Origin of the sequence: Aeromonas caviae (genome assembly GCF_000819785.1) — a bacterium.
Taxonomy (GTDB): Bacteria; Pseudomonadota; Gammaproteobacteria; order Enterobacterales; family Aeromonadaceae; genus Aeromonas; species Aeromonas caviae.
Genome location: NZ_CDBK01000083.1, coordinates 21,979 through 32,876 on the forward strand (window position 1 = coordinate 21,979; position 10,898 = coordinate 32,876).

General features: G+C 65.8%; 10 protein-coding genes. 3 read left to right on the forward strand and 7 right to left on the reverse strand.

Going from position 1 to position 10,898, the window contains the following annotated elements:
* Positions 1 to 5: 5 nt before the first annotated feature.
* The 3 genes from BN1120_RS13530 to BN1120_RS13540 form a co-directional block, all read right to left on the reverse strand.
* A complete protein-coding gene (locus BN1120_RS13530) occupies positions 6 to 1,115 on the reverse strand; it encodes an extracellular solute-binding protein (protein WP_042016493.1) in 1,110 nt (369 codons plus the stop codon).
* Positions 1,112 to 2,011 carry an N-carbamoylputrescine amidase gene (aguB, locus tag BN1120_RS13535; protein WP_042016494.1) on the reverse strand — a complete coding sequence of 300 codons (900 nt, stop codon included), beginning with the start codon at positions 2,009 to 2,011 and terminating at the stop codon, positions 1,112 to 1,114. The genes BN1120_RS13530 and aguB overlap by 4 nt, the downstream gene beginning before the upstream one ends.
* A 132-nt stretch (positions 2,012 to 2,143) precedes the next feature.
* Positions 2,144 to 3,196 (reverse strand): agmatine deiminase family protein, encoded by a 1,053-nt coding sequence (locus tag BN1120_RS13540; protein WP_042016495.1) that lies wholly within the window; start codon positions 3,194 to 3,196, stop codon positions 2,144 to 2,146.
* A gap of 116 nt (positions 3,197 to 3,312) precedes the next feature.
* Between BN1120_RS13540 and BN1120_RS13545 the strand changes: the two genes are divergently transcribed.
* Both BN1120_RS13545 and dhaR read left to right on the forward strand, forming a co-directional pair.
* Positions 3,313 to 4,206, forward strand: a complete 894-nt coding sequence (locus BN1120_RS13545) for a LysR family transcriptional regulator (protein ID WP_042016496.1) — start codon at positions 3,313 to 3,315, stop codon at positions 4,204 to 4,206.
* A gap of 72 nt (positions 4,207 to 4,278) precedes the next feature.
* On the forward strand, positions 4,279 to 6,180 hold the full coding sequence (gene dhaR, locus BN1120_RS13550) for a dihydroxyacetone kinase operon transcriptional regulator DhaR (protein WP_042016501.1): 1,902 nt from the start codon (positions 4,279 to 4,281) through the stop codon (positions 6,178 to 6,180).
* 62 nt (positions 6,181 to 6,242) lie between these two features.
* Here dhaR and dhaM read toward each other — a convergent pair whose 3' ends face one another.
* The 4 genes from dhaM to BN1120_RS13570 all read right to left on the reverse strand — a co-directional run bounded on the left by dhaM (position 6,243) and on the right by BN1120_RS13570 (position 10,257).
* Positions 6,243 to 6,959 (reverse strand): dihydroxyacetone kinase phosphoryl donor subunit DhaM, encoded by a 717-nt coding sequence (gene dhaM / locus BN1120_RS13555; RefSeq protein WP_042016497.1) that lies wholly within the window; start codon positions 6,957 to 6,959, stop codon positions 6,243 to 6,245.
* Position 6,960: 1 nt separating this feature from the next.
* Positions 6,961 to 7,590 (reverse strand): dihydroxyacetone kinase subunit DhaL, encoded by a 630-nt coding sequence (gene dhaL / locus BN1120_RS13560; protein ID WP_005306235.1) that lies wholly within the window; start codon positions 7,588 to 7,590, stop codon positions 6,961 to 6,963.
* Positions 7,591 to 7,599: 9 nt separating this feature from the next.
* On the reverse strand, positions 7,600 to 8,670 hold the full coding sequence (gene dhaK / locus BN1120_RS13565) for a dihydroxyacetone kinase subunit DhaK (RefSeq protein ID WP_042016498.1): 1,071 nt from the start codon (positions 8,668 to 8,670) through the stop codon (positions 7,600 to 7,602).
* A 228-nt stretch (positions 8,671 to 8,898) separates the two neighbouring features.
* Positions 8,899 to 10,257, reverse strand: coding sequence for an NCS2 family permease (locus tag BN1120_RS13570; RefSeq protein ID WP_010675944.1), 1,359 nt, complete (start codon positions 10,255 to 10,257; stop codon positions 8,899 to 8,901).
* Between the two features lie 206 nt (positions 10,258 to 10,463).
* On the opposite strand from BN1120_RS13570, the gene BN1120_RS13575 reads away from it, so the two are divergent.
* Complete coding sequence (locus tag BN1120_RS13575; RefSeq protein ID WP_042016499.1) at positions 10,464 to 10,796, forward strand: cupin domain-containing protein; 333 nt, start codon at positions 10,464 to 10,466, stop codon at positions 10,794 to 10,796.
* The last annotated feature ends 102 nt before the right edge of the window (positions 10,797 to 10,898 follow it).

The window sequence follows — 10,898 nt, forward strand, 5'->3', positions numbered from 1 at the left end:
TGGGTTCAGAGGCTGCTCTTGAAGCGAGTCCAGGCTCGCATGCGGGCACGCATCTGGGATTGTGCTATATCCTGACCCGGAATGAGCCGCTGGTAGCTGGCCTCGTCCAGGTAGATATCCGGGTTGGCCGTCATGGTGGCATCCACCATGGGTCTGGCCTTGGCACTGGCAGTCGGATAACCGGTGCTGTTGGTGATGGCCGCCATGTTGGCCGGGCGCATCACGAAGTTGATAAAGGCATAGGCATAGTCAGGATGGGGGGCATCCGCCGGGATCGCCATGGTGTCCATCCAGATGGTGCTCCCCTCCTTCGGCAATCGGTATTCGAAGTCGACCCGCTTGCCCGCCTCGGCGGCGGCGCGCCTGGCCTGAGTCATGTCGCCGCTGTAGCCCAGGGAGAGGCAGAGATCCCCGTTCACCAGCTGAGTCACCGGCTGGGACTGGAACTTGCGGATATAGGGCTTGATCCCCTTGAGCAGGGCCAGGGCCGCCTCCAGATCGTCCGCCTTGCCGCTGCGGGGATCCCGCCCAAGATAGTGCAGCACCACCGCCAGCACCTCGTCCGGGGAGTCGATGACCGAGATGCCGCAATCTGCAAATTTCGCCGCCAGCTCGGGCTTGAACAGCATGTCCAGGCTGCTGACCGGGGCATCCGGCATCCTCTGCCGGATGGCGTCCGCGTTGTAGGTGAGCCCTATGGTGCCCCAGGTGTAGGGCACCACAGCCTCCTTCGCATGGGGGTAGGCCTGCTGCAACCGCGCCAGGCCGGGGTCTATGTCCCCCAGGTGTTGCAGCTTGCCCTTGTCGAGGGGCTGCAGGCTGCCCGCCCGCATCAGCCGCTCCGCCACCGTGTCCCCCGGGAAGATGAGGTCATACCCGCTGCGACCCGCCATCAGCTTGGCCTCCAGGGTCTCGCTGCTGTCCATCACGTCGTAGATGACCCGGATCCCGGTCTCCCGGGTGAATTCGCTCAGGGTATCGGGGGCGAAATAATCGGACCAGTTGTAGAGGCGCAGCACCTTCTCCTCTGTCGCCTCCCCCGCCCCTTCTGCGGCCTGGGCCCCCAGACCCAGCAGCAGGGCCAGTGCCGTGGCTATCTTGGTCAAGGCGCTCATGATGGACGCCCTCCCCGCTGGCCCTGCCCATCCAGGCTCAGCAAGGCGCCATACATCTCGGGGCGACGATCCCGGTAGATGCCCCAGGTCAGCCGCTCCTCGGCCATGGCGGCAAGATCCAGCTCCCGCACCAGCACGCCCGGGGTATCCCTGTCCGCCTCGGCCAGCAGAGCCCCCTTGTGATCCGTGATGAAGGAGGAGCCATAGAAGCGCATCTGCAACGCGGGATCCCGGGTCGCCACCTCGCGTCCGATGCGGTTGGCGGCGATCACCGGCATGATGTTGGCGGCGGCGTGGCCGCGCTGGGTCAGTTGCCAGTGATCCCTGGAATCGAGCCCCTCTGCCCCCGGCTCGGAGCCGATGGCGGTGGGGTAAAGCAGCAGCTCGGCCCCTTGCAGCGCCATGGCGCGGGCCGCCTCCGGGAACCACTGATCCCAGCAGATGCCGACCCCGATGCGGCCGGCGGCCGTGTCCCAGACCCGAAACCCCGTATCCCCCGGGCTGAAATACTCCTTCTCCTGATAGCCGATGGCGTTCGGGATATGGGTCTTGCGATAGACCCCGAGCAGGCGACCATCCGCATCCGCCACCGCCAGGGAGTTGAAGCAGGCGTTGCCCGCGCGCTCGAACCAGCTGATGGGCAACACCACCCCCAGCTCCCGCGCCAGGGCCGAGAAGCGGCGCAGCACCCGGCTCTGCTCGAACGACTCCGCCAGCGCCAGATGGCCGTGGTATTGCTCGATGCAGAAATAGGGGGTGGCGAAGAGCTCCTGCAACAGCACCAGGTTGGCCCCCCTGGCGGCGGCTTCCCGTACCAGGCTCTCCGCTGTGTCCAGATTGCGCTCCAGCTCCCAGCTGCAAGCGAATTGTGTGGTGGCGACGACGATCTTGCTCATCCGGATACCCTCCCTGACACGCGTTCCCGCTGACAGGCAAACTGCATGGTTGCGACGACCTTGTTCATGAATCTCTCCTCCCTGATCCCGTCATGAGGCCTCGCAGACGCCTGACGAGGCCGCTCCAAACGCTTACCCCTGCACCGGCCAGGCCGGCTGCTGCTGGGTGATGCAGTGAATGCCGCCCCCGCCGTGGGCCAACTGGTTGATGCGCACCGGCACCAGCTGCCTGTTCGGGAAGGCGTGCCTCAGCACCTCCCCCGCCGCCTCGTCCGCGCCTACGCCGTAGGCGGGCATGATGATGGCGCCGTTGGCGATGTAGAAGTTGGTGTAGGAGGCGCAGAACACCTCCGCCTCGGCGTCCACCGCCTCGCTCGCCTCGAACAGCTCGAGGCACTCGAAGGAGCGACCTCTCGCATCGGTGGCCAGGGCCAGGGCTCGGCGGTTCTCCCGCACCACGCGGCCATAGGTGGAGTGCCCGTCCAGGGTGGCATCCACCAGCAGGTGGCCGGGGCGGCTGAAGGCGCAGACCCCGTCCACATGACCGTCCGTCATGTCGCCGGTGACGTGGTCCGGATCCCCCGGCAGCCAGATAGTCTTCTCGATGCCGAGCAGGCGGCTGAAGATCCGTTCGATCTCCACTTTGGTCATGCCGGGATTGCGGTTGCTGTTGAGCAGCACCGACTCCGTGGTGATCAGGGTGCCCTCCCCATCCACATGGATGGCGCCCCCTTCGTTGGCGAGGAAGCTGCCGATGCACTCCAGCTCCAGGCTGTTAAGAACGCGTCGCGCCAGCCCCTCGTCCAGACCGTGGGCCGACTTGCCGCCCCAGGCGTTGAAACGCCAGCTGATCCCGGCGGTGCCAAGCTCGGGATGGCAGATGAAGGTGGGGCCGGAGTCACGGCACCAGCTGTCATCCACCGGCAGGGGAATGAAGCGTACCCCGTCGCCGCACAGGGCGCGAGCCTCCGCCTGTGCGGCGGGATCCACCACCAGGTTCACCGGTTCGAAGCGGGCGATGGCATTGACCACCCGGGCGAAGTCCTGCTGCACCTGGGGCAGGGTTACGCCCCAGCCGTTTTCCCACAGCGCCTTGTTGTGCGGCCAGACCATCCAGGTCGCCGCGTGCCGGCACCACTCCGCTGGCATGAACCAGCCCACAGCCCTCATTCCCTGCTCGCGCATCTCAGCCTCTCTGATTAGGTACTATTAAGGTTATTGACGATGGGAATAGACTATTCTCCCCGTTGATGGGTAACAAACGATCGATTTTCGATAAAAGTGATAAGCGGAGCTAATCAATGATGTTCAAACACTGGCCCCCTCTCAACGTGCTGCGCGGCTTCGAGGCGGCGGCCAGGCTCGGCAGCTTTCATCAGGCGGCCCAGGAGCTGCACCTCACCCAGTCTGCCATCAGTCAGCAGATCCGCTCGCTGGAGGAGCTGCTTGGCCAGCCTCTGTTTCACCGCCAGGGACGTTCCGTCGCCCTGACCGACGCGGGCCAGGATTTGCTGGAGACTACCCAGCAGGTACTGCTGCAACTGGCGGTGGGAATACAGCGCCTCGAGCAGTACCGCAAGCCGAACCAGCTGGTGCTCAACACCAGCACCGCCATCGCCCGCCTCTGGCTGCTGCCCCGGCTGGCCGACCTTCACACCCAGCATCCGGGCATCGATCTCTGGCTGTTCACCAGCGACGACACGCCGAACATGGCCGAGCAGACCATCGACATTTCGCTGCGCTGGGGGCTGGCTCCCCAGGCGGAATGCCGCCATCAGCCGCTGCTGGCGGATCGGCTGCTGCCGGTGGCGAGCCCGGCCGTGCTGGCACAGCCCGCGCAGGAGCGCACCACCCTGCACGGGGAGCGGGAGATGGACTGGCACCACTGGACCCTCAAGGGCGGCGACGATCTGCACCTGCAGACCCAGGGGCTCAACTTCTCCGATCCCGGCTTGTTGCAGGGTGCGGCCAGCGCCGGGCTCGGGGTGGCGCTGGCGAGCGAGCTGCTCTCTCGCGACGCACGCCGACAGGGGTGGCTGCTGCCCCTCTCGTCCCACCGGGTGGCCGGGCCGAACTGGAACATGCTGATCCATCAGGAGAGCGAAGGCAGCCCCCAGTGCCGGGCGGTGAGCCACTGGCTCCAGCAGCAGTTTGCCGCAGAGGCTGCCACCCGGGACCAGGACGCGACACTCTGAGAGCGGTCACTGAATCGGGGCGGCTAGGGTGATTAAATGGCCCCTTCCCTTTTGCCGGATATCGCCGTGACCATGCCATCCGTTCCCCAGCCCCTCTCGTCCTGGCCCGAGCACCTGCAGGCCTCCTGGCTGCGCTGTGCCCACCAGACCAGCGCGTCCCTCTGGCATCCTCCCCACTGCGCCAGAGGACAGACCCTGGAGAGCCTGCGCCAGCGCAAGCGGGACCTGCTCACCACCGGCGAGATGGCGCTGGAGGATCTCTACGAGTTCATGGAGGGGCGCCCCTGCGCCCTGCTGCTCACCGACGAGAGCGGTTGCCTGCTGGCCCGGACCGGCCACCCCGATACCCTGCAGGCGCTGGCGGCACTCGGTTTTGGCCCAGGCGCGTTTTTCAGCGAGGGACGCATCGGCACCAATGCCGTCAACCTGGCGGCCCTGGAGGGGGTGCCGCTCTGCGTCAGCGGCCCCCAGCACTTCAACCAGCGTCTCCACCCCTGGCACTGCTGTGCCAGCCCCGTCTACAACAGCACCGGTCGCCAGGTGGCGATCGTGGCCCTGATCTGCCGGGTGGAAGAGGCCGCACCGGGGGATCTCGCGCTCACCGTCAGCGCCGGCCGCGAGCTGGCCAATCTGCTGCAGATGGAGCGCCTGATGCAGGAGTCCCAGCACCACTTGAGCGAGCTCTATGCCCTGCTGGATGGCATGGAAGACGGCGTGCTGGCCTGGGATCCCCAGGGGCGGCTGCGCTACCTCAACGCCCTGGCGGCCAGTCGGCTGCAACTCGACCCGGCTGTCTGCCTGGGCCAGCCCCTCGATCACCATCTGCTGATGCCCCAGCGCCTGCGTCTGGCCATCGCGGAGATGACCCCCCTGAGTCATGTGGAGGTGACGCTGGAGCGGCGAGAGACCCGGGGCGAGGCCTTCATCGACGCCCTGGTGAGCCTCAAGCCCCTGCCGGGGCCGGACGGGGTCAGCTTCATCGTCCTGCTCCATCCCACCGATCGGCTGCGCGCCATTCATCAACTGCGCCAGACGGTGCCCGAGCTCTCCGCCCTGGTGGGGGAGTCGAGCGCCATGCGCAAACTGCTGCGCCACGCCCGCCAGGCGGCCAGGGGACAGGGCCCCGTCCTGCTGCGGGGGGAGGAGGAGGTGGGCAAGGCCCAGCTGGCGGAGGCCATCCACTTTGGCAGCGAGCGAGCCGCCGGCCCCCTGGTCATCTTCAACTGCCAGGCATGGCCGAGGGAGCGGATGGCGCTGGAACTCATGGGGTCCGACGAGGCGGGGCAGGAGCGGGCAGGCAAGTTCGAGCTGGCTCACGGTGGCACGCTAGTGCTGGAGCAGGTGGAGTGCCTGCCCGCCCCCATGCAGGCCGCCCTGCTGCAACTGCTCAAGACGGGGCGCATCCAGCGCTTCGACTCCGCCCGCATCCTGCCCCTCAGGGTGAGGATCATCGCGACCAGCAGCGCCCCGCTGGAGCAGCGGGTGCAGGAGGGGGAATTCGGTCGCCAGCTGCTCTATGCGCTGCAAGGGTGCGAACTCTGGCTGCCGAGCCTGCGGGAACGCAGCGCCGATCTGCCAGGACTCATCCGCCAGCACCTGGCGGTGCAGGGGGGCGAGCCGGGGCGCCAGTTCACCCCTGACGCCCTCGACTGCCTGCTGGCCTACCCCTGGCCCGGCAACCTGGGGGAGCTGCGCAGCGCCATCGAGTACGCCCAGCTGCATTGCAGTGAGGCACAGATCCCGCCCCGAGCGCTCCCGGCCGCCATCCGCCAGGGCCATTGCCTGCTGGCGGACGAGGTGGTGGGACAGCCGCTGCTCACCCTGGCGGAGCTGGAGCATCAGGCGATCCTGCGGGCCGCCCGTGCCAGCAAGGGCCAGGTCAGCCAGATGGCGCGCCAGCTCGGGATCAGCCGCACCACCCTCTGGCGGCGGCTCAAACTGCTCGACATCGATCCCGCCGACTACCACCACTGACCAGAACGCCCCTCAAAAAAAAAGCGGGCCCCGTCGTGACGGGGCCCGGATGGGGGAATGTTTCAGTCGCCGAAGCGATCCTGCGCCAGTTGCTGGAAGCAGCTCAGCGCCGCCCCGGCATCCTCACCTCGCGCCAGCAGGATGAGCGCGTCTCCCTGGCGCACATCGAGCATGGCGAGCCGGCTCAGGCTGCGGGGATTCGCCTCTTTCTCCCCCTTTTGCAGCCTGAGTTCAGCGGCAAAGGGCTTGAGTGCCGCGACCAGTCGGGCGGCGGGGCGCACATGCAGGCCGTGGGGATTCTCCACCACCACCTCGCAGCGCAGCCAGCCGTCGTCGGCAACGGGGGCTGCCTCCGTGGTGACCTGCGCCGCACTGGCAGGCAGCATCCCCTGCTTCGGGCCCAGGGCGCCAAGCGCCTCGGCGGCGACCTCGTCCAGCGTCAGGCCTGCGCCAGCGGCCACCACGGCGGCCAGAGTGCCCTCGACCAGGGGCGCGGGGCTGAGCCGCACCCGGGCGCTCAGCTCTGGGGGCAGCAGCTCGAGGGCGGTCTCGGCGCTCAGGAGGGCGCTGCCCAAGTCCATCAGCACCAGCACCCCGCTGCCGTCATCCGCCTCTTCCATCGCACTCATCACGGCGATGGCGTCGGTGCCGATGGGATGGGCGGGGTCATCGACCCCGGCCGCCAGCAACAGTTTCGCCGGGCTGCCCAGCTGATCGGCCAGGGCTTTCAAACCGGCCGCAAGCATGGCGCTGTGAGAGACCACTACGATGCCGATCATGTCACAACCTCGCTCTGTCACGCAGGGCGGTCAGCAGCAGCAGGGTCGAGGTGGCCCCCGCATCCTGATGGCCGATGCTGCGCTCACCAAGATAGCTGGCGCGCCCCTTGCGGGCCTGCATCTGGATGGTGGCCTCGGTGCCGGCTGCCGCGGCAGCCACCGCCTTGTCCAGCGCCTCGGGGAGCGGCAGGCCCTGTTGTTCCGCCTGTTGCAGGGCGGCCAGAGCGGGCCACCAGGCGTCACACATGGTCTTGTCACCCGGCTCGGCGCGGCCGCGGGAGACGATCCCCTCCACCCCGTCGCTCAGCATCTTGCCGAGCTGGCCGAGGGTCAGGCTCTGGCAGGCATCGCTGCTGGCCGCGGCCCGGATGAAGAAGGTGCCATAGAGGGGTCCGCTGGCGCCGCCAACCGAGGAAAGCAACGTCATGCCGGTGGTTTTGAGCACCTGGCCGATGTCCTTGTCCGCCACCGCGGGCAGCTTCTCCGCCACCTTGGCGAAGCCGCGCTGCATGTTGAGGCCGTGGTCGCCGTCGCCGATGTCGGTATCCAGCGCCGTGAGGTAGTCACGCTGCTCGGTGAAGATGTGCTCGCAGTCGAGCAGCCAGTTGACGATCTGATGCTTGCTTAACATGAATATTCCTCAGCAGCCGCGCCGCAGGGCCGGGGTGTGAACGGGGGCATCCCACAGGGTCATCAGCTCGTCATCCACCTTGAGCAGGGTGATGGAGATGCCGGTCATGTCGAGGGAGGTACAGTAGGGGCCGATGAGGTTGCGCACCAGATGGATGCCCGCCTCTTCGCACAGGGTGGCGAGGCGACCGTAGACGCCGTAGAGCTCGGAGATGGGGGTGCCGCCGAGGCTGTTGACCAGGACGATGACCCTGTCACCCCCATTGAGCGGCTCGATAAAGGTGTGCTCCTCCTGCCAGCTGCCGGAGGCACGATCCCAGTGACGCAGGGTGCGGCCATAGGGGCTGTTGTCGGTCAGCTCCTTGAACATGTCGTCCACCAGAGCGTTGAGGTCGGTGAAGGGACGGCGCTCGATGCCCGGCTCGCCGTGGATGCCGACGCCGAACTCCACCTCGTTGTCAGCCAGGGTGAAGGAGGGCTTGCCGGCAGCAGGGACGGTGCAGGCATTCATGGCCACGCCTATGGTGCGGCTCTGGTTGTTGATGCGACGGGCCAGCGCCTCGCAGCGCGCCAGATCGTAGCCCGCCTCGGCGGCGGCACCGACCAGCTTCTCGCACAGCACTGTCGTGGCAACACCACGGCGGCCAGCGGTGTAGAGGCTGTCCTTCACCGCCACGTCGTCATCGATGAGGGCGAAGCCCACCTTGACCCCGTCACCGTGCAGCAGCTCGACTGCGGTCTCGAAGTTGAGCACGTCGCCGGTGTAGTTCTTCACCAGAAACAGCACGCCGGCACCGCCGTCGACGGCCTGACCGCACTCGTACATCTGATCCGGGGTCGGGGACGTGAAGATCTCGCCGGGGCAGGCACCATCCAGCATTCCCTTGCCCACCAGGCCACCGTGCATGGGCTCATGGCCGCTGCCGCCGCCGGAGACGAGCGCCACCTTGCCCGTCACGGGGGCGTCGGCGCGGGTGATGTAGTGGGGTTCAATTCGCACCTTGAGCTCGGGGTGGGCAGCGGCCATCCCCATCAGTTGTTCACGGACCACGGCATCGACAGCGTTGATCAGCTTCTTCATGGCTCACTCCTTGGCTTGCCACCACACGGGTGGACAGATGGTTGATGCAGCCAGTCTAGCGAGCCATAGGGGGATAAAAATGACAGGGGTTTCGGTTCGGATCTGAAACAGCAAACAAAGCCTGACGTTTCAATCTGAAACGAGCGGATGGGGAAGATCCGGGAAAGTGTTAGCCGCCTCACAGCCATGAAAAAGGGCCCCGCAGGGCCCTTCTCGATAGCGTGAGGATTAGATGGCCCAGCCACCGGCGTAGAAGATCACCAGGGCCACGGCGATGATGACGGTGCCGATGTTGAGCTTCTTCCACTCGGCGGCAAACAGGCGGCCGACCACCAGGGCCACGAAGCCCAGCATGATGCCGGTGACGATGTTGCAGGTGAGCACGATGAAGACGGCGCACAGCATGCCGGAGAGGGCATCGACCGAGTCGTTGAAGTCCAGCTTGGTGACGTTGCCCAGCATCAGCAGGCCCACATACATCAGGGCCGGTGCGGTGGCGTAGGCCGGTACCAGATAGCTCAGCGGGGAGAGGAAGATCATCAGCAGGAAGAGCACGCCGACCAGAGTGGCGGTCAGACCTGTCTTGCCGCCGGCAGCGGTCCCTGCGGCAGATTCGATGTAGACGGCTGCCGGAGCACCACCTACCACGCCCGCCACCATACTGCTGACGGAGTCCGCAGTCAGGGCCTTGCCACCGCTGATGATGTGACCACGCTCGTTGATGAGGCCAGCCTGACCGGCCACGGCACGGATGGTGCCGGTGGCGTCAAACACGGCGGTCATCACCAGCGCCAACACGGTCGGAATCACCACCGGATTGAGGGCGCCCAGCAGATCCATGCTGCCCACCAGGGAGCCATTCTCGCCACTCAGGCTCGGCATGGCGAAGAAGCCCTGCCAGGTCACTTTCGGATCGAAGATAAGGCCGAGGATGGAGATGGCGATGATCACCATCAGGATACCGCCCGGCACCTTGCGGCGCTCCAGGCCGAAGATGGCAGCCAGACCCAGCACCGTCATGATGACCGGGAAGGCGGTGATCTCGCCGAGCTGCACCGGCAGGCCAGCCCCTTCATTCTTGATCACCATGCCGACCCCGTTGGTGGCGATCAGCAGCAGGAACAGGCCGATACCGATGCCGGTACCGTGGGCGATGCCGGAGGGGAGGTTGTCCAGGATCCACTGGCGCACGCCGGTGACACTGATCAGGGTGAACAGCACCCCCATCAGGAAGATGGCGCCAAGGGCAACCGGAATGCTCAGCCCCTGACCCAGCACCAGGCTGAAGGCGGTAAAGGCGGTGAGAGAGATGGCACAACCGATGGCCATCGGCAGCTTGGCCCAGAGCCCCATCAGCAGGGAGCCGAAGGCGGCGATCAGACAGGTCGCCACAAACACCGGGCCCTGCTCAAAACCGGCTGCGCCCAGCATGTTCGGCACGACGATGATGCTGTAGACCATCGCCAGGAAGGTGGTCAACCCGGCCAGCAGCTCCTGTCGCACCGTGCTGCCACGCTGGCTGATGGAGAAATAGGAATCCAGAAACCCGCCATTGCCGGCGCGGGCCGTCGTTTGTTGCGTTGCCATAGTTCATCCTGAAAGTGTGAGGGAAATCGTTTGCTTGCTGGCGCGCAAAATAGCAAGAATTTGGCGAGATTGCAGCGGATAAGCCTCCATTTCCCCGAAGTTTTTCATAAAAGGGCTCGTTGGAGGCCTCATTTTCCATGAGAGAGGCCCATCCCAAGCTTCTACACTCTTAGCTAGCCACGTTCCCATCTACCGGAGAGAAGCCCATGCACACAGGCAACCTGCTTGGCCAGATCCCCTCCCCCCTGTCCAGTGAAGTGTTCGCGGATCTGGTCAGTACCAACAATGTTCGTATCGAGCGCATTCTCTCCCAGGGGCAGCAGACCCCTACCGGAGAGTGGTTCGATCAGGATGAACACGAATGGGTATTGCTGGTGCAGGGAGAGGCCATCCTGGTCTTCATCACACCGGATACCGGGGTACAGGAACGCGTCCATCTGGGGCCGGGGGATTACATCAACATCCCGGCGCACCTTCAGCACAGGGTGGAGTGGACCCATCCGACCGAGACAACCGTCTGGCTCTGCGTCTATTACTAGCAAGCTTACGACTCAAGAAGGCCATGGCTTCTGCTGCGAAGATCGAAGAGGAGACCGTGGAGACGAAAAAAAGCCCAGTCTGTCGACTGGGCTTCTTAAGTA

Excerpts from the sequence above, each read along its gene's own strand:
- dhaK (WP_042016498.1), bottom strand. The coding sequence starts at position 8,670 with ATGAAGAAGCTGATCAACGCTGTCGATGCCGTGGTCCGTGAACAACTG.
- BN1120_RS13575 (WP_042016499.1), top strand. The coding sequence starts at position 10,464 with ATGCACACAGGCAACCTGCTTGGCCAGATCCCCTCCCCCCTGTCCAGT.
- BN1120_RS13545 (WP_042016496.1), top strand. The coding sequence starts at position 3,313 with ATGATGTTCAAACACTGGCCCCCTCTCAACGTGCTGCGCGGCTTCGAG.
- BN1120_RS13570 (WP_010675944.1), bottom strand. The coding sequence starts at position 10,257 with ATGGCAACGCAACAAACGACGGCCCGCGCCGGCAATGGCGGGTTTCTG.
- dhaR (WP_042016501.1), top strand. The coding sequence starts at position 4,279 with ATGCCATCCGTTCCCCAGCCCCTCTCGTCCTGGCCCGAGCACCTGCAG.
- dhaM (WP_042016497.1), bottom strand. The coding sequence starts at position 6,959 with ATGATCGGCATCGTAGTGGTCTCTCACAGCGCCATGCTTGCGGCCGGT.
- BN1120_RS13540 (WP_042016495.1), bottom strand. The coding sequence starts at position 3,196 with ATGCGCGAGCAGGGAATGAGGGCTGTGGGCTGGTTCATGCCAGCGGAG.
- dhaL (WP_005306235.1), bottom strand. The coding sequence starts at position 7,590 with ATGTTAAGCAAGCATCAGATCGTCAACTGGCTGCTCGACTGCGAGCAC.
- aguB (WP_042016494.1), bottom strand. The coding sequence starts at position 2,011 with ATGAGCAAGATCGTCGTCGCCACCACACAATTCGCTTGCAGCTGGGAG.
- BN1120_RS13530 (WP_042016493.1), bottom strand. The coding sequence starts at position 1,115 with ATGAGCGCCTTGACCAAGATAGCCACGGCACTGGCCCTGCTGCTGGGT.